A 26,983-nucleotide genomic window follows, 5' to 3' on the forward strand; every position below is an offset into this window, starting at 1 on the left:
GGCCTACCACTCCATCTCTTCGCTCGCCTGTGGCTCGGCGTGCTCAAGCGACTGGCGAATGCTGCGCGTGGCGGCAATCAACTCTGCCATCTCGCGTATGGTTCGCGCACGCATCAATTCCGCCATCGATAGCGCCACATCGCATGACTGGCTGATACGCAGCAGCAGGCGTGTCAGCAGCAGGGAATGACCGCCCAGGGCAAAGAAATCGGCATCCACGCTGAGCGCCGAGCGCCCAAGTACGTCTTCCCACAGGCTTTGTATTTCACGTTCCAATTCGTTGGCGGGTGCCACATAGCGGTCTTGTGGGTTGAACTCGGGCCGCGGGAGCGCCTTGATATCCACCTTGCGATTGGCGGTCATGGGCAGTGACTCCAGACAGGCCCACGATGCGGGCCGCATGTAGCCGGGCAGCCGCTCCTTCACCTGGGCGATGACGCGATCCAGCCCGAGCTCCCTGCCCGTCCCATCCAGCACGACATAGGCTGCCAACTGTTTGGCGCCCGACACCCCTTGCACCGGCATGACAAAGCACTGCACCACACCCTGCACCTCGCCAATGACCTGGCGCACCTCTTCAATCTCGACGCGGAAGCCCCTGATCTTGACCTGTCCATCCTTGCGACCAACAAACTCAAGCTGCCCATCTGCCAGTAGCCGGACCAAGTCGCCCGTGCGATAGACGCGCTGCGACGGCATCCCCGCCAGGGCCAGCTGCACGAAGCGCTGCTGGGTCTGTTCCGGTTGGTTCAGGTAACCCGGCGACAAGGACAAGCCACCGATATGCAGCTCCCCTACCACGCCTTGCGGCAACGGCTGCATATCCTTGCCCAGCACCCAGCAGGGACCGTTGTCCAGGGGCAGGCCGATGGGCACGCCGCTGTAACGATCAGGCTCGGTCACCAAGGTACGGACATCGAAGGTCGTTGCCGTCACTGTTGCTTCGGCGGGGCCATAGACGTTGAGCAGGGCAACCTGCCCGCCAAACCGGCCTAGCCAGCGGTCTGCGTGCTCACGCGGCATGGCCTCGCCACCCACTGCGCAAACACGTAGGCAGTCGAGCGCTGCTGCCTCTGCCGGCAGCTCGGTACACAGCAGGTTCCAATAAGCTGTTGGCAAGGACAGCACGTTGATGCGCTCGCTGCCTATCAAGGCCCAGAACTCCGCCGCATCAGGTAGCCGGGGGGTCTCGCGCAAAACCAGTGTGCTGCCGCTGAACAGGCTGGCCAGCAATTCTTCGACAAACACGTCAAAGCCGGTATTCGATATCTGCAGCAGGCGCTCACCCGACTGCAGTCCATAGCGGCGCTGGATTGCGCCCAGGTAGGCCAAGGCATTGCCATGGTCTATCGTGACGCCCTTGGGACGCCCGGTCGACCCGGAGGTGTAGATCACATAGGCCAAATCGCCGGGGCGTACCACGGGCATCGCGTACGGTGCCGCCCCCTCGTTTGTGGCGGAAGCCAAGGCCTGCACCGGATGGACCTGCACGCCTTCCGGCAAGCTGCCGACCCAACGGCCAGAATCGGCCACGATATGCCGCAGGCCCGACTCGGTCACGATATCGTACAGGCGAGACTGGCTTTGCTCCGGGTCCAGCGGTACGAACACAGCGCCCAATCGCCAAGTCGCCAGCAGCGCAATCACCATGTCCACGGTGGGCTGGGTATCAAAGCCCACCAGTTGACCGGCTTGTATGCCCAGCTGCCGTAGCTGTTGCGCCGCTGCGGCGATACGTGCGCTCAATTCGACATAGCTGAGTACCCGTCCGCCCTGCTTGATGGCTGGGAAGTCTGCATGCTGTTGCACCAGTGCCATAAAGACCGACATCAGGCTATCAGGGGTAGCTGTCTGCTCAGGCACGGTGGCCAGCCTTGCTGTCAGCACGGCATCGTCCTGACTCAGTAACCGGGCCGCCGCATCCATCCCCTCGACCATATGGGCCAATGCCAGACAGAGATAGTGCTGCACGCGCCGGGCAAAGCCTGCATCAAACCGCGCGGCATCAAACGACACATGTATCTGGCCAAGGTCGCGCTTCATGTCCATCACCACGAAAGCAACGCCCAGGCCCGTGCTCTCGAACTCAAACGCCCGCTTGCTGCGGGTTGCCTCGATACCGATATCTTCTGCCTGCTCCGTCACTGAAAAGTGGTTGTAGGTAAAGCTGGTTTCAAACAGCTCCCTGTCAGCATGCAAACGCTTGATCTCGGATAGTGGATAGAAACGCTTGGCCCAGATATCCGCTTCAGCCCGATAACAACGGCTAACCAGTTCAGCCCAGGTAGCTGGCCCGCAATCGAGCCGTAGCGGATGGGTAGACACATACAGACCCAGCAGGTGGTCGCCACCAGCGATCTCAGGCCTACCGTGTGTGGTCAGCCCCACCAGCACATCGAGTTCGCCACTGAACAGGCTGATCACCTTGGCATAGGCCGCCAGGAACAAGGATTTCAGCGGCACGCCCAGGGCACCGGCCAGCCGGCGGCAATGCGCGAATTGCGCGGCAGGAATCTCAACCGGCGGGATCTGCTTGGCCGTCTGGTCCCCACCATGCTCGGTGTGTAGCTGGGTGTAGGGAGCATCAGCCATATAGGACGACCAGAACGCGGCCTGTGCCGGGTCAGCCAGTGCAGCCTGCTCCGCCTCGATCAACAGCCGGTAAGGCGCGGGGGGCAATTGCTGCGCGCTGACGCCTTGTTTTTCCAGCGCCGCATACTCCGTCATCAGTTGGGTCATGAAGCTGGCCAGCGACCAACCGTCCAGTATGGCGTGGTGTTCCAGCCAGATAAGCTCCAGCTCGCCCTCGGCAATCAGGTAGGCGTGTGCCTGGAACAAGGGCGGCGAAGCCAGGTCCAGCCTTTGCAGGCGCAGCCGGTCGAGTTCAGCGGCAAGATGGGCATGCTGCGCTTCGGCCGACATCGCCTGCAGATCGTAGACATGGATAGGTGGTTCAACGCAGGCATGCACCAGTTGAAGGGGTTCGGCATAGCCATGCAGCTGAAAGGATGTGCGGAGTATCTCGTGGGCAGCCATCACATTGCGCATGGCACTACGCATGCGCGCTATGTCCAGTCCGCCGCGATAACGCTGATTTAGTACATTGTGATACAGCGAGTTATCGCTGCTGGCCAGGTTGTGATACACCATGCCTTGCTGTAGCCGCGACATGGGATAAGCAGCCTCTATTCCGTCCGGCAGACGCGCACGATCCGCCTCGGATATCAGCTCGAACGCACCGACAACCCTGTCGGCAGGCGCGGTATCCTGTTGTAGCCGCAGCGCCAGATCGGCAATGCAGGGGCAATCGAACACATCCGCCACCGTCATATGCCTACCTGCCGCCTTGGCGCTGGCAACCAGGTTGACGGTTTTCAAGGAATCGCCGCCCAAGGCGAAAAAGTTGTCGTGCGTGCCTACCCGCTCCAGCTGCAGCAGCTCGCCGACCAGTCTGCAAAGCACTTGCTCTGCCTCGGTGACCGGGGCAACGTAGCGCTGCTGCCAGACATCATCGCTGCCCGGTTGGGGCAGGCTATCCCGGTCGATCTTGCCATTATTGGTCTGCGGCAACACCGCCAGAGTCACGACATGAGAGGGAATCATGTAGTCCGGCAGCACGCCTGCCAGATAGCGGTACAAGCTGGACTTCCAGTCCTCGCTCACCGGCTGTCCCAGTACCAGGTAGGCAGCCAGGCTGCGCTCCTCGCCCTGGCCCATGAGCGTGACCACCGCATCCCTGACCGCTTCATGGCCGATCAGATGCCGCTCGATATCACCCAGTTCGATACGAAAGCCGCGTAGCTTGACCTGGCCATCATTGCGGCCGATGTATTCCAGTACGCCGCCTTCCCGCTTGCGCGCCAGATCACCGGTGCGATACAGACGGCCGATTTCACCAAAGGGATTGTCGATAAACCGCTCGGCCGTCAGCTCGGGGCGATTCAGGTAGCCACGACTGACGCCTGCCCCGCCCACATAAAGCTCACCGACCACGCCCTGTGGCACCGGCTTCTGCCGCTCGTTCAGGACATACAGCTTGAGGTCGGCCAGGGGCAGGCCGATATCGCTGATGCCCTGTTCAACATCCTGGGCCAGTACGCGCTTGTAGGTCACGTGCACCGTGGTTTCGGTAATGCCGTACATATTGACCAAGGCCGGCGTCGCATCGCCGAAACGTGCCACCCAGCGCGCCAGCCGCTTGGGCTCCAGCGCCTCGCCGCCAAAGATGACATAGCGCAGCTTGCCGGCATCATTCCTGGCCAGCATCTCGGTCATCAGGTTGGAGAAGGCCGTCGGCGTCTGGTTGAGCACGGTCACACCTTCCTGCAGCAGCAGCTCCGCCACGGCAGCAGGAGTACGTGATACCTCATACGGCACGATAACCAGACGGCCGCCATACAGGAGTGCCCCCCAGATCTCCCAGACAGAGAAATCAAAGGCATAGGAATGGAACAGGCTCCAGACGTCCTGTTCCGAGAAGCCGAAGGGCCGCTCGGTGCTGGTAAACAGGCGGGCTACATTGCCGTGTTCAACCATCACGCCCTTGGGTTTGCCGGTTGAACCAGAGGTGTAGATCACATAGGCCAGATCCTTGCCCGTGACCTCGGGCAGGACCACGGCCGGTGCGGGCTCTGCCATCTCATCCAGAAAGCGCACCGGCGTACCGCAGTCCGCCAGGGCGGCCCGGTAGCGGGAGACCGACAGCACCAGGCGGGCTTGTGCATCCTCCCGGATAAAGCGCTGGCGTTCCTCCGGCACCGATGGGTCGATAGGCAGGTAGGCTGCGCCCGCCTTGAGCACGCCCAGTATGGCGACGACCAGCGGCAGCCCACGGTCCAGCGTGATCGCCACCAGCTCGCCCCGCTTTACTCCTGCGGCGACGATATGCCTTGCCAGCACATCTGCCTGGGCATCCAGTTCGCCATAACTCAGCTGCATTCCCTCGCAACTGACCGCGATCGCATCCGGCCTGCGCCTGGCCCACGCCTCGAAACGGCCATGCAGCTTGCCTGGATCATTCGTCTGGCGAGTCAGTGCCAGCAACCGCTGGCGTTGCTCCGGCGTCAGTTCTGCCAATCGAGCGCGCGCTTCGTCCGACACCTGCAGCGCGGGCTTGGTGTGTTCCTGCTTCATCATCGTATTGCTCCCTGATTATTCTTCTGATACGGCATCAAGCTCGCTAAGCAGCGACAGCAATTCGGCATCGCTGATCTCTGCCGGCTCCTCGGGCTGGTGTATGGCGTCATCCAGCCCATGTACCGGGCCATCGACCAACTCCGGCATGGCTGCAAGCAGGCTGGTGAAATGCACCAGGATCTGCTGGGCGCAGGTGTGGGAGAACTCCCCGGTCTGGTACTGCAGCTTGAGCGTCAGGGTCTGGCTGGGCATAAGCACCAAGGTCAGCCCGGTTCCCGTACTCTCTTCGCTACGCAGACCGCTCAGGCGCAGGCCGCTGCTGTTACCGACCGCCTCACGGATGCTGTCGACCGGATAGTTTTCGTAGACCAGTGCGCTGTTGAACAAGGCGGTGCGCGACCCGAGTGCTGATTGCGCCAGGATGTCGGGCAAGGGCAGATAGCCCTGTTCCAGCCGTTGCAGGTGGGACTGGTGTACCGTCTTCAGCCAGTCACCCAGCGTCGTCGCCCCATCCACCGCCAGCACCACCGGCATGGTGTTGATGAACAGACCCACCATGGCGTCCGCCCCTGCCAGCTCATGCGGCCGGCCGGCCGTGACCGAACCGAAACAGACTTGCGACCGACCGGTGTAGAGGTGCAGCAGGTAGGCCCAGGCGCATTGCGCCAGGCTATAGAGCGTCACCCCCTTGGCCTTGGCCAGCTGATCAAGCCGTGCGAACTGATCCGAGCCCAGCGTATGTTTCTGGCTGCCTGCCAGGGACACGGCCTCGATACCGCCGTCGTTGGGCAGCAGGCAGGGTGCGTCCATGGCTGCCAGCTGGCGCTGCCAATAATCCTTGGCAGCGCCCACATCCCTGTGCTGCAGCCATTGCAGGTAATGCTTGAACTGACGTCCTGGCGGCTGCAACTGGCCGGACTGCGCATAGCTGTCGAGCAGTGAGCGGAACACCAGCGGTAGGCTCCAGCCATCGATGATGGCGTGGTGGGTCGTCCACAGTACGCGGTAGCGGCCTGCCCCGAGATGCCATAGGGTGACGCGGCTGAGCGGTGCCACACCGATATCGAAGCCCTGCCTGCGGTCTTCGGCCATCTCGGCCGCGATAATCGCCTCCTGTTCAGCCAAGGACAGATGCGCCAGATCTTCGCTGCAGAACGGCAAGGAGACCTGCTCGGCTGCCTGCAGCAACATGGCCATGCCACCGCGCTGCATGGGCGCAAAGGCGGCGCGGAATACGTCATGCCGATGCGGCAGGCAGGCGAAGGCCTGCTGCAGGCGCAGCATGTCCAGCTGCCCATCGAGATCGAATACCAGCTGGTTCACAAAGGCCCCTTGTCGTTGCCCTGCATCCCGCAGCGACTGATAAAGCATGCCCTGCTGACTGCCGGTGGCGGGGAGCACATCGCTCAGTGCCGGCCATTGCGCCTGCCATTGCGACAGCTCACCCTGCGTCAGGGATAACAGGCCCACATCGCTGGGCGTCAGCTGCCGCAGCGGATGGCGCTGCCAGTAATCCGCCATGGCTGCAATGGACGCCTGCAGCAGGGTCACTAGCTCGCCTATGGCCTGACTATCGAACTGGTGCCGGTTGTACTTGATGCTGAAGCGCAGCTGCCCCCCCGACACCAGGCCGTCCAACGCCAGTAGGACATCGCGCCGCCGATCAGCGGAGATGTTGCGTCCGGGCTTCTCCCTGGCCGGCCGGAACAAGCCCCCGGCATTAACGACCTGATCAAACTGCCCCAGATAGTTGAAGGAGATGGCGCCGGCTTTGAAACCGCTGTCGTCCAGCCGCGCACCCTGGCCGGAAAGATACTTCAGCACGCCATAGTGCTCGCCCTTGGCCGGTATGCCGCGTAGTTGCTCCTTGGTATCGCGCAACAACTCGGCAAGGTCTGCCGCAGCATCGCCAAAGACCCAGGGATAGGTAGCGGTGAACCAACCTACGGTCTCACCCACGTCAAGCACCTCACCCAGCTCACCCCGGCCATGCCCCTCCATGACCACGGCCAGCCGTTTCACACCACGCCAGGCATGGCAGGCATGGCGCAGCGCGGCCATCAGTGTTTCTTCGATGTTCATGCCGTAGGCCAGATGGCTGCTGGTGAGCAGGCATTCGGTGAGTGCCTGGTCCAGTACCAGGGTCTCGCTTGCTTCGTCGGCAAAGGTACCCAACCCCACTGCCGGCACACCCCAGTCGCCCGGCGTGTGGCCAAGCACGGCTTCCCAGCAAGGCAATTCGGCCAGCACGTCGGTGGCAGCCGCACGCTGCTGCAACAGCGCCACCGCCTGCTGGAACGAGGCGGGCCGTGCCGGCAACACCCTGGCAGCGCCGGCTTCAGCCTGGCGATAGGCCAGCTCAAAGTCCTGCAGCAGCACGCGCCAGGAGATACCGTCGACCACCAAGTGGTGCACCACGATCAGCAGCCGCGCCGTACCGTCGTCCAGCTGCAGGTGCACTACTCGCATCAACGGGCCATCCAATGCCAGCGACTGCTGGATCAAGCCGGCTTCCTGCTCTATCGCCAGCCCCAGTCCCTGGGCTTGTGCAGTGACTGTGCGGGTACTGAGGCTGGCTGCTGCCAGCGCTGCAGTGTCGGTACGGTAGTTTGCCCGCCAATGGCCGTGGCTATCGATATCAAAGCGGAGCCTGAGCACATCGTGACGGTCAATCAGTGCAAGCAGAGCAAGTTCAGCATGCGCCAGTGAAAAGTCGGCAGTGAGCTCAAGCATTACCGACTGGTTGAAATGATGCAGATCCGTGGCATCGCCGCCCAATAGCCAGGCCTGCATCGGATGCAAGGCCTGCTCCCCCTGCGCGGGCTGTTGCTGGACTGGCGCTTGCACCACCACTTCGACCAGGCGTGCCATGGCCACAATGGTGGGTTCTGCGTAGAAGTCCTTGGCTGAGAAACGCAGCCCCTGCCGATTCAGATGCGCACTCAGCTTCAGCAACAAGATGGAGTCGCCGCCCAGCGAGAAGAAATCTTGATCGACCGGGATGGATTCGGCCTTGAGCACAGCGCACCAGGCATCATGTACCTGCTGCTCAGTGGCATTGGCCGGTCGCCGCTGGCCAGTCTCGAAAGCTGCCGGCTGCGGAATGGGCAAGCGCGTCAGGTCGACCTTGCCGTTGGGCAGCAGCGGCAGGTGCTCCAGTTCAACCACCAGTTGCGGCAGCATGAAGTCCGGTAAACCATCCGCCAGAAAGCGCCGGGCTTCTGACGTAGCCAGGCGGGCATCGCTGCCTGCCGCCAGACTGACATAGGCGACCAGCCTGTCATCGACCACCCTCGCCACCGCACGGACCACCGCGGGATGCCGCTCCAGCGCGGTGTCGATTTCGCTTAGCTCGATGCGATAGCCGCGCAGCTTCACCTGGTTATCGATACGGCCAAGTATTTCCAGCTCGCCATCGGCGCGCCAGCGCACCCGGTCACCAGAGCGGTACATGCGGGCATCAGCCTGCGCGGCATAGGGGTCGGGCACGAAGCGCTGTGCCGTCAGTTCTGGCTGGTGCAGATAGCCTGCCCCTACGCCATCGCCGCCGATGTACAGCTCACCCTCGACACCGATAGGTGCCAGCTCGAGCGCGTGGTTCAGCACATACAGGCGGGCATGGCCTGGGCTGCGGCCTATGGGCACAGTAGCCTCTCCGACTGCCGGATCGCACAGATAGTAGGTGCTCCATACGCTGCACTCAGTCGGCCCATACTCGTTGTACAGCTTGGCCCGTATGGTGGGGTGGGCAAAATGCCGGGTCTTGACTGCCGTGGTGAACATCTCCGCCGCCAGGATGACCACCTTCAGGCTGCGGCCGCTAATCACTGCCCCATCGATGAAATCCAGCACCGCGCAATAGACGGACGGCAGGCTGAGAAGATGGCTGACCTGCCAGCGCTCAATCAGCTCGGCAATTGCCGCAGCATCTCGCCGCTGATTGTCATCGCACAGGCAAAGGCAGCCACCTGTCAGCAAGGTGCCGAAAATGGTCGGAATGGAGGAATCGAAAGAGATGGAATTGAGCAGCAGCGCCGAGGTGGGCGCCTCGTAGAGCGCGAACCGACTGGCCAGCGATGCCATCATCTGCCGCTGGGTAATCACTACGCCCTTGGGTGCACCTGTCGATCCTGAGGTGTAGATCACATAGGCTGGTCCATCCACGCGCTGCAGCTCGCGCTGCGGCGGTGTCTGAGGCTGGCTTGCCAACAATCGGGTCAGCTCTGGGCTGGCCATGTCCAGCACCGGGCAGGAGACTTCGATGGCCGGCTGTACGGAAGCCGTTGTCACCAACGCCGACGGATTGCTGTTAGACAGCATATGGGTCAACCGGCCCAAGGGATATTTAGGATCCATGGGTACATAGGCAGCACCGCATTTGAGCGCAGCCAGCATGGCAACTACCATGTCGGCGCCCGGTGGCAGGCAGATGGCAACCAGGTTGTCTGCGACTACACCCTGTGCAATCAGCAGGTGCGCCAGTTGATTGGCCCGCATCTCCAGCTCGGCGTAACTGACAAGCTCCTGCTCGAATACCACCGCTGCTGCATCCGGGCAGCGTGCCGCGCAGGCCTCAAACATGGCCTCGATACGCTGCGGCTGTGCCGGTGCCGGCTGGTGCTGCTGCCAATCATGCAGCAGGACATGGCGTTCCTGCTCAGGCAGCAATGGCAGCCGCGATACCGGTTGGTCGGGCCGCGCCAGGATGGACGACAGCAGCAACTCGAACTGGTCGGCCATCCGTTCTATCGTGCGCGCATCAAACAGCGCCGTATCGTAGTACCAGTCGGTAAAGAGCCCATCCGGTGCTTCGGCGGTGATCAGCGTCAGGTCGAACTTGGCGGTCACGGTCTCTTCCACCCGTTCCAGTTCCAGCCCTTCCAGCGAGAATGAACCCCGCTCAAAGTTCTGCAATGCGAACAGCACCTGGAACAAGGGGGCATGGCTGCGTGACCGGGCCGGCGCCAGTTCCTCGACCAGCATCTCAAACGGTACGTGCTGGTGTTCAAAGGCCGATAGCGCCATTTCCTTGGTGCGTTGGAGCAGCTGCCGGAAGTCCGGGTCACCGCTCAGATCGCTACGCAACAGCAGCGTATTGACGAAGAAGCCGATCAGGGGCTCCAGCTGCTTGTGCAGGCGGCCGGCGATGGGCGTACCCATCACGATATCCTCGCTGTTGCTCCAACGAGCCAGCAGCAAGGCAAAGGCCGCCTGTAGGGTCATGAACAGGGTGGCGCCCTGCTCCTGGCCGAAATTGCGAAGCTGGCGCAGCAGCTGCGGCGACAGCTTGCGGCGAGACATGGCACCCGCATGGCTGGGAACCAGGGGACGCGGCCGGTCCAGCGGCAGGTTATGGACAGGCGGCATGCCCGCCAGACGCTGGCGCCAGAAGCCGAGTTCCGCCTCCAGCGTCTCCCCCACCAGCCAGTTGCGTTGCCAGGCAGCGAAATCGGCATACTGCATCGGCAGTGCGGGCAACACCGGCTCGCGCGCCGTCGCCAGTGCGCTATAGATTTCGCGGAATTCCTTCACCATCAGCGCTTCGGACCACCCGTCCGACACAATGTGGTGGATATTGAACAGCAGCAGGTGTTCACGCTCATCCAGCACCGCCAAGGTGACGCGCAGCGGGTGATCGTGGGCCAGGTCGAACGGGCGCAGCGCGTCCTCACGTACCAGATCGCGCTGACGCTGCGTGCGTTCGGCAGCGTCCAGCCCTTGCAGATCCACTTTCAGTATGGGCAAGGGGGCGGCGGGCAGGATGACCTGCATTGGCTCCCCCTCCACCTCGTGGAATACGGTACGTAGCGACTCATGCCGCAGCACCAGCATGTCGAGTGCGGCCTGCAATACGGCGTGGTCAAGTTTCCCATGCAGTATGAATGGCGAGGGCATGCTGTACTGGGCACTGCCGCCGCCCAGTCGGTCTATCATCCACAAACGACGCTGCTGGAACGATACGGGTATGGGCAAGGTGCGATCGGCAGCCTGCAAGGCCGGGTAGCGCGCGCCGTGCTCACCCGCCTGGGCCACCAGGGAGGCCAGCCCAGCGACCGTGGGCTGCTCGAACAGATCGTTAAGCGACAGCTCGGCATCGAACGCATCACGGATATCCGCCAGCAGGCGTGTCGCCAGCAGGGAGTGCCCGCCCAGCTCGAAGAAGTTGTCGGCCGTGCCAACCCGGTCGAGCTTGAACAGCGCCTGCCATACTGCGCACAACCGTTGCTCCATCTCGCTGGCCGGTACCACCATGGGAGTACTGAGCTGGGGGCGCGGATGCAGGATTTCCTGCCTTACTGCAGGCAAGGTGGCAACGGTGGTCGCCTCGGCGGCAACCCTAGCCGCACCGGCGACCTGGTCAAAACGCTGAGCAGCGAAACCGTAGGTAGGCAGGCTGATATAAGGAGCTTCGATACCCGCAGACAGCCGCTGCCAGTCCAGTGCATGGCCGTCGGTATACAGCCGGCCAACGGTACGCAACAGCACGGCATCGTCTGCTTCGGTCTCACGGGGGTGGCGCACGCTGCCCAGGCATAGCTGCATCGGGTCGAACTGCGCATGACTGCGCACAAAGCTCGCCAGGGTATTGCCCGGCCCTATCTCCACGAAAGCATGCTGACCCTTGGCCAGCAGGGTGCCCACCGCATCGGCGAAACGCACGCCATGGCGCAGATGGCGACACCAGTAGTCGGGATCGCATGCCTGCGCCGCTGTGATAGGCAGACCCGTCAGGTTGGACAGGTAGCTGCGCTGTGGCACATGTCGTGGTGTTGCCTCGACACGGGCACGGAACTCGGTCAGTACCCCATCCATCATGTGGCAGTGATAGGCGTGCGAGGTCTTGAGCCGCGAACAGCTGATCCCCTCACGCATCAGGCGTCGCTCCATCCCGGCCACGCGCTCCAGCGTACCGGCCACGACAACCAGCGACGAAGAATTGACGGCGGCCAGCTCAAGTCCGTCATCCAGATAGCTGGCGATTGCCGCTTCCGACAAACGCACACTGAGCATGGCACCGGTTTCCGCGGCGGCCATCAGGCGGCCACGCTCGCATACCAGCGCTAGCGCATCCGGCAGGGTAAAGACGCCTGCCAGGCAGGCAGCCACATATTCCCCCAGGCTGTGTCCCAGCATGGTGGTCGGTTGTATGCCCCACTGCATCAGCGTACTGGCCAGTGCGTACTCAACGATGAACAGCAACGGCTGTGCCAGATCGGTACGCGCAATCAGTGCGTCGTTGTCGGGGCTGGCATCAGCCAGCAGCAGCGTACGCAGCAGGCTGGCCAACGCCTGCGGCAGCAAGGCGAAGCACGCCTCCACCTGGGTACGGTACTGCGCTACGCCCTGATAAATATCGCGGGTCATACCGGGGTATTGCGCGCCCTGGCCGCTGAACATGAACACCACATCGCGCGCCTTACCCGGCTTGCCGACGGGCTGGTCAGCCAAAGCTGCGAGCTGTGCCAGCAATTGCTCATGCGACTGCGCGACCAGATACTCGCGCACCGGATAATGATGCCGCGCCTGCTGCAAGGTTTTGGCCAGCGCATCCAGTGCAGGGCGCTGCACCGCCACGGCTTGTCCCAGCTTGCTGGCATAGCGGCGCAATGCGTCCTCCGTCTTGGCAGACAACGGTATCAGCCTGGCCCGGCCACTGTCGGCTTCACTGCTACGGTGTTCGAGATATTCCTCGACGATGGCGTGGACATTGGTCCCCCCGATGCCAAACGAGCTGACGCCAGCACGCAAGGGCCGGTTCGGCCGGACCAGTGGCGTCAGTGCGTCGTTGACGCGAAAACGGCCGTGCGCCAAGTCCATCATGGGGTTGGCAGCGCGATAGTGCAGCGATGGCGGCAACTTGCCGTGCTTCACCGCCAGGACAGTCTTGATGAAGCCGATGACGCCTGCCGCTGCATCAAGATGGCCCACATTGGATTTTACCGAACCGATCAAGCACGGCTCAGCGCCCGGCTCCTTGCCGTAAGCCTGGCTGAGCGCCTCAACCTCAATCGGGTCGCCAATGCGGGTCGCCGTGCCATGGCACTCAACAAAGTCGATTTCCTCGGGTTTGACTTCGGCCAGCGCCAAAGCAGCACGGATGACGCGGCACTGACCCGATACCGAAGGGGCTGTGTAGCCGACCTTGTCGCAACCATCGTTGTTGATCGCCGAGGATTTCAGCACTGCCAGGATGGGGTTGCCATCAGCGATGGCATCGTCCAGGCGCTTCAGCGCAACGACGCCTACCCCCTGACCCGGCACCGTGCCCTTGGCGTCGGCATCGAATGGCCGACAGTGGCCGTCGGGCGACTGGATCATGCCCTCGTGGTAGGTATAGCCTTTCAGCAGTGGCGATACGCAGACCCCGCCAGCCAGCGCCACGTCGCAGTCACCGCTCAACAATCCCTGGGCCGCCAGATGGATGGCGACCAGGGAGGTGGAGCAGGTGGTATCCACCGCCAGCGCCGGACCCTTCAGGTTCAGCCTATAGGCTACCCGGGTCGCGAAAAACTCGCGCTGGTACAGCATCTTCAGATCGTAGATATCGCCAACCCGGTCGCCCACATGCTGGGATACCGCCCTCAGCCAATGCATGTTCTGGGACGAGCCCGCATACAGGCCAACGGCTGCATCATGCAGCTGCGGGTCGCAACCGGCGGACTCCAGCGCTTCCCAGCAGCACTCATGCAACAGCCGCAGTTGCGGGTCCATGAACTCCGCCTCGCGCGCCTTGTAGTCGAAAAACTCGGCATCAAACTCGAAGCGTCCATCGAGATAGCCCGTGGCTTTCACGTAGGCGGGATTCTGGATGTCCGCCTCGCTGACGCCGTGCTCTCGCAGCAGCGCGTCGTCCAGTGGACGTATCAGCTCCTCGCCACGGCAAAGGCGGTCAAACATTTCGTCGGGCGACATGGCCTGGGGCAGGCGCAGGGCCATGCCAACCACGGCGATTTCCAAACCGGTTGTATGTGTCGTCTTCATGCTGTACCCCGCTTGGCCAGGCGATCGGCTAACCTGCCCTTGGCCCGTTTCGGCGTGTCACCCACCGGTGCCGGTGCTTGTTGTCGCGCATTGATGAAGGCCGCCATCGCCCGTATGGTCGGATGCTCGAAATAGCTCACCACGTTGATCTCCTGTTGCAGCATCAGATTGGCCTTGCTGGCGATCTCGATCAGGTGGACCGAACTCCCCCCCAGCTCGAAGAAATTGCGATCCGCGCCTATGCGCTCACGCCCCAGAACCTGCTGCCAGATACCAGCCAGCAGCGACTCCAGATCGCCTTCCGGCTCGCAATAGCTGCTGTCGGCCTGCTCCCAGTCGGGTATGGGCAGTTGCTTGCGATCGACCTTGTTGTTGGCAGACAGCGGAAAGGCATCGAGCAGCACGTAATAGGCTGGCACCATGTAGTTAGGCACCAGCGCAGCCAGATAGCCGCGCAGCTGTTGTGCCCAGTCAACCACGCCGGCCTTTTCTTCCAGGCAGATATAGGCCACCAGTTGCTGTACCCCGGTGTGGTCTTTCAGCACCATGACCACGGCATCCGCCACCTGCTCATGCCGGCTCAGCGCCGCTTCGATCTCACCTAGCTCGATACGGAACCCACGCAGCTTGACCTGCAGATCCTTGCGGCCAACAAACTCGATATTGCCGTCAGGCAGGTAACGCCCAATGTCACCGGTCTTGTAGAGGCGGTCATTCAGGCCTGGATGAGTGACATAGCTGGCTGCGGTGCGCTCGGCGTCGCCGTAGTATTCGCGGGCCACACCGATACCGCCTATGTGCAGCTCACCCACCACGCCGACCGGGCACGGCACCAGGTCATCGGTCAGTACGTAGAAGGCCTGATTGGCCAGAGGCTTGCCGTAGGGCACGCTCTTGCGATCGCTCATGTCCTCCCGGATGGGATAGCTGATCGACCAGATGGAGCCTTCAGTCGCGCCCCCCAGGCTATGGATATCGACGCCGGGGAAAACCTTGGCAATACGGGCCGGCAGGGTGGGTGGAATCCAGTCACCGCTCATCATCAGCGTGCGTAATGCACCGCCGCCTTGTTGTTGGCGCCATTCATACTGTGCCGTCAGCAGCTCAGCCGAGGCCGGTACCGAATCCCATAGACTGATGCGGTGGCGCTCCACCAACTCGGCCCAGTGTTGCGGATCCTTCTGGCGCGCATCGTCAGGGAACACCACCCGCCCCCCTACTGCGAGCAAGCCGAACATGTCGTAGACCGACAGGTCAAAGCTCAGCGCCGACACCGCCAACACGGCATCGCCATAGCCCACACCGTAGCGTTGGTTGATGTCGAGTATGGTGTTCACCGCCGAACGATGCGCTATGGCCACCCCCTTGGGCTTGCCTGTCGAGCCGGAGGTGAAGATCACATAGGCGAGGTCAGCCGGCGATTGCGGCGATGCAAAGCAGGACAATGCCTGCCTGGTCTGCTCGCTCGACAAGGCGGGCAAACTGGCCAGGTCTATCTGCACCAGCGCAAGCTGAACCTCGGCTGCCAAGTCGGGCAGGGTCACCAGCGCACAAGCACCGCCATGGCTCATCACCTGATCGAGACGGGCACCAGGCCAGGCAGTATCCAGCGGCAGATAGGCTGCCCCTGCCATCATGATGCCCAGCGTAGCCACCAGTTGCAGACGTCCCTTGGGCAGCAGCACAGCCACCAGTGCTTCCGGTTGCACCACGTGCGTACGCAGTGCCTGCGCCAGCGCTGCAGCCTGGGCAAACAGCTCGGCGTAGCTGAGCTGGCCGTGCTCATCGATAGCCGCCACGGCCTCGGGCGTCCGCCGTACCTGTGCCACAAACAGGTCTTGCAAGGTCTGCTCGTAGGGAAGATCCAGCGCCGTATCGTTCCACTGCCGGACTATCTTGTCCGCCTCGGCCGCCGGCAACAGATTCAACGCCTGCAACCGGGTACGACTGTCGGCCACGACGGCATGCAGTATCTGCTCATAGCCATCGGCCATCCGCTCTATCGTTGCAGCATCAAACAGGTCGGCGTTGTAGTTCCAGGTCAGGTCCAGCCCATCACCACACTCGTTGGCATTGAGCAGCAGGTCGAACTTGGCCAGCACCTGTTGCCGCTCTGCCGCCCGCATATCCAAGCCTGGCAGGGCAAAGCTGGACTGCTCCTGGTTCTGCAGCACGAACATGATTTGGAACAGCGCCGGATGACTGAGGCTGCGTTCGGGCTTGAGCAGTTCCACCAGCATTTCGAACGGCACGTCCTGGTGTTCGAAGGCCGCCAGCACATTGGCCTTGGTTTGGCCCAGCAAGGTATCGAAACTGGGATTGCCGGCCAGATTGCTGCGCAGCACCAGGGTATTGAGGAAAAAGCCGATGAGCTTTTCCAGCTGCTGCTCGCCGCGCCCCGCCGCCGGCGTTCCGATCACCACATCCTGCTCGTTGCTCCAACGAGATACCAGGGCTGCCAGGGCAGCCTGCAGAGTCATGAACAAGGTTGCTTCAGATCGGATGGAAAGCTGCCTGAGCGCCCCCAGCAATTCTGCCGGCACACGGCGTGTCAGCACCGAACCACGGTAGGTCTGGCGTATGGGTCGCGGCTTGTCCAACGGCAAGCTATGCACCTGGGGCAGCGCAGCAAGTTGCTGCGACCAGTAGCTCAGCTGTGGCGCCAACACACCGTCGTCCAGCACCTGGCGCTGCCAGTGGGCATAGTCGCCATACTGGATGGGCAGCGGCGCCAGCATGGCCTGGCCGCCTTCGACGTAGGCGCGGTAGGCCTCGACGAATTCGTTGATCAGCAGGCTGATGGACCAGCCGTCCGAAGCGATGTGATGCATATTGAACGCCAGGACATGGCGTTCGGCCGAGAGACGCAGCAACTGCACCCGCAGCATTGTGTCCGCAGACAGGTCGAAAGGCTGGTGGGCATCATCCTGCAGCAGCGCTGCGACGGCATCGGCTTGTTCCAACGCCGCCATCGCGCTCAGGTCTGTGACGCTAAAAGGCAGCGAGGGTTCGGCCTGAATGTACTGTACCGGCTGCCCGTCCAGCATCACATAGCAGGTGCGCAGTATCTCGTGCCGGGACATGATCAGCGCCAGGCTACGGCGACAGGCCTGCTCGTCGAAACGGCCATACAGCTCGAACGCAGCGGGCATGTTGTACTGCGGACTGCCGCCTTCCAACCGATCTATCAGCCATAGCCGATGCTGTGCATGTGACAGCGGCGCATGCTGCCTATCGGCGACAGGCTTGATGGCAGGCAATGCCCGACGCCGCTCCAGCCCATCTACCACGACAGCCAGTTGGGCAATCGTGGGGGCGGCAAAGAACGCTGCCAACGGTAGCTCGACACCCAGTATTTCGCGTATCGCGCTGATGATACGGATAGCCAGAAGGGAGTGGCCACCCAGGGCAAAGAAATTGCCATCGAGCGTAACCTCGGTTCGCTTCAGGATGCGTGCCCAGATTGCGGCCAGCGCCTGCTCGGTAGCCGAGACAGGCTGCCGCACTAGCGACTCGGCAGGCACCTGCGGTGCCGGCAAGGCCTTGATGTCCAGCTTGCCGTTGCGGTTCAAGGGCAGGCCAGGCAGGTCAACGAATACCGATGGCACCATGTATTCCGGCAATCTGCCACGGCAGTGGGCCGCAAGCGCCTCGGGCAAGACAGGCTGGCCGTGTGCCACCACATAGGCCAGCAGTGTTTCCGTGCTTGATGAGACGATCACGGCTGCATCGGCAACGGCAGGATACTCGCGCAGCACCTGCTCGATTTCGCCCAATTCAATGCGATAGCCACGCAACTTGACTTGGGTATCACGACGGCCCAGATAGGCCAGCTTGCCATCTGGCAGCCAACGTACCAGATCGCCCGAGCGGTAGTAACGCCCGGCCCCCCCGGCCGTGGCCAGTTCGATGAAGCGCTCCTGTTCCAAGGCAGCTTGATTGAGGTAGCCCCTGGCCACGCCGGGGCCCGCAATACAGCATTCACCGACGGCACCCGGCGGCACCGGCTGTAGGCGTGCATCCAGCACCTGCACCCGCACATTGGGCAGCGGGCACCCGATGACGGATCGGCTATCCGGGTCTATCCTGGCCCAAGTGGCATCAACGGTGGTTTCTGTCGGGCCGTAGACATTCAGCGCCACCCTGCCGCTCTTCGCCATCCACTGGGCAATCTCCTGCCATTGCGCATCGTGTATGGCCTCGCCCCCCACCAGCAGGTGAGGCAAGGCGCAGCCACGCTGCTTTGCCTCCTGCAGTACCAGATCCAGCAAGCTGGGGGTACAGTCGAGCAGCCCGATATCGTGCTGCAACAGGTAGTCCAGCAGTTGGGACGGCTCAGTCCGCACCGCTTCCGGCAGGATGTGCAGTTCGCTGCCCACCGCGAGCTGGGACACCGCTTGCAGCGCGGCATCGAACACCAGCGGCGCATTCCAGGCCCAACGCAACGGTGTATCAATACCGTTGCCTGCCAGCACAGCATCCAGACCCGCCCCCAGGCTGCCCAGACTGCCGTGTTCGACCATGACACCCTTAGGCCGTCCGGTTGTGCCGGAGGTATAGATGACGTAGGCCAGACCATCGTTGCGTGACTTGTCAGGGTTGCCGGAGAATTCGGCCATCCATTGCGCATCCTCCCCGGCGCCATCGAGCAGCACCACATCCACCATGGACAGATCGAACAGATCGGCCGTGCGGGCAAAGGCCAATACCCAGTTTGCCCCGGCATCCTCGACCATCATGGCCAGACGCGCCTGGGGCGCCTGCGGATCCAAAGGCACAAAGCACGCACCTGCCTGCCAGATACCCAGCACCGCGATCAACTGTTCAACCGAGCGGCCGCAGCAAATACCGATACGATCGCCCGGCAGCACGCCCAGTTCGACCAGGTAGCCAGCCAGCCGGTCAGCACGCTCGGCCAGTTCCCCGTAACTGAGCACACTGTCGCCATGGCGCACAGCCAGTCGCGCTGGGGCAATATGGGCCTGGTGCAGGAACTGTGTCAGCACAGTTGTGTCCGGCAGTGTCAGTTCGATAGGTTCGCCATAGCCGGCCAATTGCCGCTGCTGCGCCTCGGTCACCAGCGGCAGCAGGCCGATATCCACACCAGGATCTCGGACGATGGCCTCCAGCAATAGGCCAAAGCTGTCGGCCCAGGATTGGAGGGTGGCCTGTTCAAACAGCTCGCTGTTGTAGACCCAATTGAATTCGATGGCGCCATCGCGTTCGGTCGCACTCAGCATCAGGTCGAACTTGGCCGCCACTTCCTCGCGCAGGACTTCCTCGATGCTCAGCCCAGGCAGTGCCAACTGACCGACATCCATGTTCTGCAGCACAAACCAGAGCTGGAACAAGGGCAGATGGCTGGCACTTCGGACTGGGTTGATATCCTCTACCAGCATATCGAACGGCAGTTGCTGGTGATCGAAGGCGTCCAGCACCATGCCGCGGCACGAAGCCAGGTAGTGGGCGAACGAATCGCGCTGCGGGATGCGGTTGCGCAGCACCAGCGTATTGACGAAACAGCCCACCAAGGCCTCGAACTCGCGCCGGTCACGTCCGGCGATGGGCGTGCCGACAACAATCTCGGACTCGCCACTGACGCGTGACAACAGCAAGGCGTAGCTGGCCTGCAGCAGCATGAAGAGGGACACGCCATGGGCCTGCGCCAAGGCATTGAGCCGTGCCGCCAGTGCGGGTGCAGCCCGGGTGCGGATCGCGGCCCCCTGGGTGCCCAGACGGGCCGGCCTTGCCTTATCGAGCGGCAAACCGTGCAGCGGAGGCAGATCACGCAACTGCTCGCGCCAATAAACCAGCAGTTCATCGCGCCGCTGCGATGACAACTGTTCGCGTTGCCAGGCCGCGTAATCAGCATACTGCACCGCCAGTGGTGGCAGCTCGCACACTTCGCCTTCGCAAGCCGCACGGTAGAGTGCGGCCAGGTCGCGCATCAGCACACCAACGGACCAACCATCGGACGCGATATGGTGCATGTTGAACAGCATCCGGTAGCTATGCTCGTCCAGCCTGACCAAGGTAGTGCGGAAGACCGGTCCTTGGGCGAGATCGAAATCGGCCTTGGCGTCGGCCAGCAGGATAGCCTCGGCGCGTGCCGGGCGCTGCGGCGACGGCAGTTCGCACAGATCGTGGTAGGCAATCCTGGCCGAGGCGGGCAGGATCAGTTGGGTGGCTTCACCCTCGACCTCGCGGTAGCAGGTGCGCAGTATCTCGTGCCGCTCTACCAGCGCCTGCAGCGCCTGCTGCAGCAGGGGCAGGTCCAGCTCACCGTGCAGATCGAACAGCGCCGGCATGTTGTATTGGCTGCTGCCGCCCTCCATCCTATCGATGAACCACAAGCGTTGCTGCGCATAGGAGGCAGTCATGGCCTCTGTGCGCGGTACGGTCTGGACAGCTTGTAGCTCGCCCGTGGGCTCGCAGCTGCCCAGCCAACGTGCCAGCGCACGGATGGTGCCGTACTGGAAGAGATCACGGATGGGCATGCGGTAGCCGGTTTTCTCGGCCAGCAGGCTGGCCATCCGCGTTGCCAGCAGCGAGTTGCCACCCAAGGCAAAGAAGTCGTCCTCTACACCTACCTGGTCCAGTCGCAGCAACTCGGCCCATAACTCGGCCAGGCACTGCTCCAGCGGGGTTTCTGCAGCCACAAACCGGGCGGCGGCGTAATCAGAAGCTTGCGGCATGGGCAAGGCACGGCGATCCAGCTTGCCGTTGACGGTGACTGGCATATGAGGCAACGCCACAATAGCGGCCGGCACCATGAAGCGCGGCAGCTCAGCCTGGAGCGCGCGCCGCAGCATGGCAGTCAGCGCGGCGACATCAGCCTGGCCATCCGCCGTGGCCGTGTAATAGGCCACCAGTTGGCGCTCGCCCTCTTCGCGTACGATGACACATGCTTCCATCACGCCATCCTGGGCCAGCAGGCAGCGCTCCACCTCTGCCAACTCGATCCGGTAGCCGCGCAGCTTTACCTGCGTATCCAAACGCCCCAAGTACTCCAGCACACCATCGGCACGCCAACGCACCAGATCGCCCGTGCGGTAGAAGGTCTCACCAGTTTGCCCATCCTGCGTGAACTGGGTTGCCGTCAGCGTGGCATTGCCCCAATAGCCCAGTGCAAGGCCTGCACCACCCGCCTGCAGCTCGCCTATCGCACCTACCGGTAGCAGTTGTCCAGCGGCATCGACGACACGCACATGCGTACCGGCAATAGGCCTGCCTATGGGCAGAGGCCGGTCCCCCAGGCTGTTGCGTTCGACGGTATGGCAGCAGGTGAACGTCGTATTCTCGGTCGGGCCATAGCCGTTGATGACGCTGACCTGCGCCAGCTTGGCGTAGAGACGGCCGACCGCGGCAGGCGATACGACATCGCCGCCTGCCAGAACCTGGCGCAGTTGCGGCAGTGGCTGGTCGAGATGGTGGGTCCACTGATCAAACAGGGCCGCAGTCAACCACATGCTGGTCACGCCATGGCGCGCCAGGAAATCGGTCAGCTGTGCCAGATCCAACGCCGGCTCGCTATAGATGGCCAGGGAGCCGCCATTCAGCAGCGGCCCCCAGATCTCCAGGGTCGAAGCATCGAAGGCCACAGAGGCCAGCTGCAGCATGGTCGTGGTCCGGTCCAGCTGCATGTAGTGGTTGCCGCAGACCAAGCGATGTATGGCACCCTGCGGAACGGCCACACCCTTGGGCGTGCCGGTCGAGCCGGAGGTGTACATGATGTAGCCCAGCCGTGCCGGGTCTACCGGCAGCATGGGCAACGCCGCCATCACGCTCTCGGCCAACGCAGCCACGGACAGGCTGGGTATGCCCAGCGCAGCCAGCATAGGCAGCATGGGCTCAGTCGAAATGGCCAGCGCCGCGCCGCAATCATCCGCAATCTGGCGCAGGCGGGCTTCGGGATAGCTGGCATCCACCGGGACATAGGCTGCGCCCAGGCGACTGATGGCCAATAGGCAGACAATCAGCTCGCGACCACGCGGCAGATGCAACATTACCCGGTCGCCCTCGGTCACCCCCCTGCCTGCCAGTCGGCAGGCCTGGCGCTCAGCGGCAATCGCCAGCTCGTCGTAGCGCATCGTGCCGTGCTCATCCACCAGCGCGGCTGCGCCAGGCTGGGCAGCAGCCATATCGCTGAAGCACTCATAGAGATTGGCAACGAAGGCAGCCGCATCACCACCACGGGCATGCTGCGCCAGGAATGCATGATCCTGCTCCGCCAACAGCGGTAGCTTGCCAACCGCTAGGGCCGGGTTGGTCAATAACGCAACCAGCATGGTATTGAACTGGGCGGCCATGCCTGCAATCGTGGCCGGCTCGAACAAGCAGGTGGCGTATAGCCACTCCAGGCTGAGTCCATCAGCCGACTCCACAGCCGACAGCATCAGATCGAACTTGGCGTCAGCCTGCGTCCTCGCGACCTGGCTGACCGACAATCCCGGTAGCGTCATGCGCTTGGTTTCGGCCTGCTTGAGCCCGAACGCCAACTGGAAAACCGGGTGATATGCCAGGCTGCGGTCCGGGTTCAGCATGTTTACCAGCAACTCGAACGGGTAGTGCTGGTGGTCCAGTGCACGGGTAAGCCGCTGGTGTGCCTGGGCCAGGTAGGCCTGCACCGGCATATCCCGGTCAATCTGGTGCCGCAGCGGCAGCATATTGGCGAACAAACCCACCAAGGGCTCAGTATCACCATGGCTACGACCGGATACCGCCGTGCCTATCACCACATCGTCGCTGCCACTCAGGCGGGCGATAAACAGCGCAAACAGGCTTTCCAGGCAGCCGAACAAGGTGGTGTCGGCGCTGCGTGCCAGTTGCTTGAGTGCATGCAGCTTGTCCGTATCCAACCGGGCGACCAGCGCACCGCCTTGGTGATCCAGCACCTGCGGCCGCTTCTTGTCCAGCGCCAAGCCGTGGAGCGGCGCCGCCCCGGCCAGTTCCTCGCGCCAGAAAGCCGCTTGCTGCGCCAGGCCGTCTCCCTGCTGTTGCGCGCGCTGCCATTCGGCATAGTCGCTGTATTCGATAGCCAGCGGAGCCAGTGCCACACTGTCGGGCGCCGCCGCATAGAGCACCTGCAACTCTTGCATCAGCAGTTCGATGGACCATCCGTCGCAAGCAGTATGGTGGATGTTCAGCACCAGCTGTGCGACATCCTGCTCCAGCAGCAGCACGCTGGCACGCAGCAGCATGCCGCCGGCCAGATCAAACTGGTGACGCAGCTCGGCTTCCATCCACGCGGCAACCGCAGCTTCACGATCAACGTCTGTCAGGCCACGATAGTCCTCGCGCTGCACCGGCAGATGCCAGGCATGATCGGTAAATTGCCGCACCTCGCCATCCACCTCGGCAAAGCGGGTGCGCAGCGCCGCATGGCGCGATACCAGCTGCACCAGCGCGTCGGTCAGGGCTGCCTGATCCAGGCTACCTTCCAGACGGTAGGCCGCCAGCATGTTGTAGTGGGCGCTGCCTTGCTCGATTCTGTCTATCAACCACAGTTGTTCCTGTGCATGAGACAGCCTTGCGGGCGCCGCCCCCATCCGGGAGGGAATAGGCGCCTGCAAGCCGCCCTGCAACGCGTCCCTGGCGCGGCCCTGCTCAATGTGCCGGGCCAAATCGGCCAGGACCGGGTGGGCAAAGATGGCCGGCAAGGCAAGTCCAGGCCAGATCCGGCCACGGACACGGTTCAGCATGCGTGTCGCCAGCAAGGAGTGCCCGCCCAGACCAAAGAAATCATCCTGCCGCCCAATGCTGGGCCGACCCAACAATTCGGCCCATATGGCCTGCAGCATCTGCTCGGTTTCACTGGCCGGCACCGCTACGCCGCCCTGCAGGTCGGCGGGGGCGGGCAAGGCCGCGCGATCAAGCCTGCCGTCGTGCGTCTGCGGCCAGCTCGTTACCGGCACGATGAGGCGAGGAATCTGATGCTGTGGCAGGCTTTGCTTCAGTTGCTGCAACAACGCATCGGGGTTTGCGTTGCTCATGACATGCGCCACCAGTTCGCCCGCGACGCCCATGTCGGCGTAGAAGGTGACCGCTGCAGCCTTGACGGCAGGCAGGCGCCGCAAAGCGGCGACCGTGACAGCGGGGTCTATCCGGAGGCCGTTCTTGATGGTGCATTCGTCGAAACGGCCGCCACAGACCACTTCGCCATCGATGTCCATCCGCGCGCGCAAACCGGTGCGATAGGCCTGCGGGGCATCGGTTTGGACAGCCAGCCGGAAGAAGCGGTCTGCCCCTGCTCCGGCATGGGCATAGCCCTGCGCAACCGACGGCCCCGCCAGTACCAGTTCGCCCCAGGCACCCAGCGGCGCAGCTTGTTGCCCTTGCAGTATCCAGGCCTGCACACTGCCGGGCCGGCCGCCGCCCGCCGACAGGCCGTCTTTCTCGCCGGTGCTATAGAACAAGCCGCTCAGGCCAGTCTCGGGCTGACCATAACGTGCAATGACGCGGCAACCCGCTGGGGTGCCCCTCAGCAGTGCGGGTTCCAGGTTTACGGGATCGTGGTACTCGGTCACGATCAAGCCATGGGCCGGCGTAACCTCGATTCCATCGGCCCGCCAGCATGCCAGTTGCTCGGTGCCGACGGCGACCACATCTATGGCTTGTGCTCGCACATAGCCTGCCAGCTCGGCAGCATCCGTCGGCAGTTGGTGCAACGTGCCGGCGCAGGCCAAGGCCAGTTGCATGGCCGTACCGGCCTCAACGGCTGAGCCACCGCCAAAGTGCATGCCGGGAGCGAATCCGCCACGCGCCTCCAGCGCCAGCAGATCGTGTGCCAGGTTGCCGTGGCTGACCACGGCATACCCATTGGCCGCAGGCAACAGGCAGGCGAGGTCATCCGCCGCCAGTGCTGCCGCAGAAGGCGTTGCATCGGCATATTCCGCCAGCCAGCCCTCGCTGGCCACACCCTGCAGCAGCACCAGTTCCAGCTTGCGCAAGGCATGGATTTCCGCGCCGGCTGGTGTGGTGAGCACCCATGCCGGAGCCGCCGTCGCCAGCGCCGCCTCCAGTGCGTCGGTGGGTGATGCGGCATCGATAGGCACACAGACTGCGGCCAGCCGCCAGCAAGCCAGTGTCGCAATCAGCGCCTCGACGGCACTGTCGGTACACACGCCCACGCGATCGCCCCGTGCCACACCCAGTTCGGTCAGCAAGGCTGCCAGGCGATCAACACGCAGCTCTACCTGGGCAAAGCTCAAGCAGGTATCGGCAGCGACGACCGCCGGATGCCCGGCACGCAAGGCCAGCGATTGCGCCCAGCGTACCGGCAGCAACGTAACCTCCGCCGCTGCACCGCTGACCAGTTCACTACCTTCCAGCGTCAAAGCCGACAGCGCCGTATCCGGTGCACTGACCATATACCGTAGCAACTGCGCGAAGTGTCGCTGGAAGCGGGTGATGCTATCGCCCTCGAACAGCCCCTTGTCGTATTCCCAGTTCAGGTGCAGTTGCAGGTCTTGCAGCTCCACTTCCAGTTTCAGGTCGTACCGGCCCTGCTGCCGGGTGATAGGACGCAGCCGCGTCTCAAGCCCTGTCAGCTCCAAGCTCGTGCGACGCCCTTCATGCATGGAAAACCACAGCTGGTAGAGCGGTGAATAGGCCGGGTCGCGCGCAACCTTGAGTTCATCTACCAACATGTCGAACGGGACATCCTGCTGGGATAACACGAAGCCAACGTTGGCCTTGGTCAAGGCCACTGCCTGGCGCAGGCTGTAGTCCTGCGGTAGTCGGTTGCGCAGCACCACGGTGTTGGAGAAATAGCCGCTGGTGGCTTCGAATTCGGCTCGGGTACGGTTGGCTACCGGCATGCCGAATACCACATCGGCTTCATTGCCCAGCTTGTGCAGCAACACCGAGTAGGCCGCTGCCAGCACGGTAAACAGCGTGGTCTGCTCCGCTTGTGCCAGCGCGCCCAACTGGCTTACCAGCCCATCATCCAGGCAGTATTCCAGGCGTCCAGCCTGGCTAGGCTTGCCGATCTCGCGCGGCATATCGACGGGCAGCGCATGCAGTCTGGGTGCATCCGCCAGGTAGTCCTGCCAGCGGGCCAGTTTGCTGTCCAGGCGGGCACCCTGCAGATGGCTCCGCTCCCAGCGAGCGTAGTCAAGATATTGGCAGGTAGGTGGTGCCAGCGCCGGTGCCACCTGATCGGCATGGGCGTTGTAGAACAGGCAGAAGTCCCGCAGCAGGATTTCCTGCGACCAGGCATCCGAGGTGATGTGATGCGTTACCAGGAGCAGCACATGATGCTCGGCCGACACGCTATAGAGCGTCGCCCGGATCAAGGTGTCGGCCGCCAGATCAAACGGCCTAGCCACGGCTTGCTGCATGGCTTGTTCCAGCGCATCACCCGCGTCGCAGCGCAGGGTGTCGTATTGCAACTCGATCACTGGCCGTACTTGCTGCCACGGCGTGCCATCCACCTCAACGAATGCAGTCCGCAGGCTCTCATGCCGTGCCACCAATTCGCGCAAGGCGGCGGCAAGCGCGTCATGATTCAGCTGCCCATGCAGCTCAAGTGCGCTACCGCCGTTGTAGGCGCCTTGATTCTCACCGCGCTGGACCGCCAGCTGCTGCAGGAACCACAGTCGCTGCTGATTGTATGAGCAAGGCTGCAGCGCAGCCCGCTCTGGCTCGGCCACGATCTCAACGGCCGCCTGCGCCTTATCCTGCTGGCTGGACTGCAGCAGCTCTATCAGGTCGGCCTTGTTAGCCCGCACCATCTCCAGCAGCCTGTCATCAACCGCATCCTTGCTGCCTATCAACCGCAGGCGCCCACCATCCAGCTTGAGCTCTACCGCACGTTCACGGCAGTACGCCAATGTCTCGAGAATCTGCATCGTCCCCTCCCTGG

Annotated in this window: 3 protein-coding genes; all 3 read right to left on the bottom strand. The window is 62.9% G+C overall.

What is annotated here, in order from left to right; translation table 11 throughout:
• Positions 1 to 3 precede the first annotated feature (3 nt).
• Genes QWZ03_RS16275 through QWZ03_RS16285 form a run of 3 tightly spaced genes read right to left on the bottom strand, consistent with a single transcriptional unit; the run spans position 4 to position 26,969 of the window.
• Positions 4 to 5,136: a non-ribosomal peptide synthetase gene (locus tag QWZ03_RS16275; RefSeq protein WP_290333680.1), complete on the bottom strand. Its 5,133-nt coding sequence runs from the start codon at positions 5,134 to 5,136 to the stop codon at positions 4 to 6.
• A 15-nt stretch (positions 5,137 to 5,151) separates the two neighbouring features.
• The gene (locus QWZ03_RS16280) at positions 5,152 to 14,118 is read right to left on the bottom strand and encodes a non-ribosomal peptide synthetase/type I polyketide synthase (RefSeq protein ID WP_290333681.1); all 8,967 of its coding nucleotides are present in this window, start codon (positions 14,116 to 14,118) and stop codon (positions 5,152 to 5,154) included.
• On the bottom strand, positions 14,115 to 26,969 hold the full coding sequence (locus QWZ03_RS16285) for a non-ribosomal peptide synthetase (RefSeq protein WP_290333682.1): 12,855 nt from the start codon (positions 26,967 to 26,969) through the stop codon (positions 14,115 to 14,117). Before QWZ03_RS16285 ends, QWZ03_RS16280 begins: the two co-directional genes overlap by 4 nt.
• Positions 26,970 to 26,983 lie beyond the last annotated feature (14 nt).

Origin of the sequence: Chitinimonas viridis (genome assembly GCF_030409555.1) — a bacterium.
GTDB classification, from domain to species: Bacteria; Pseudomonadota; Gammaproteobacteria; order Burkholderiales; family Chitinimonadaceae; genus Chitinimonas; species Chitinimonas viridis.

Excerpts from the sequence above, each read along its gene's own strand:
- QWZ03_RS16275 (WP_290333680.1), bottom strand. The coding sequence starts at position 5,136 with ATGATGAAGCAGGAACACACCAAGCCCGCGCTGCAGGTGTCGGACGAA.
- QWZ03_RS16280 (WP_290333681.1), bottom strand. The coding sequence starts at position 14,118 with ATGAAGACGACACATACAACCGGTTTGGAAATCGCCGTGGTTGGCATG.
- QWZ03_RS16285 (WP_290333682.1), bottom strand. The coding sequence starts at position 26,969 with ATGCAGATTCTCGAGACATTGGCGTACTGCCGTGAACGTGCGGTAGAG.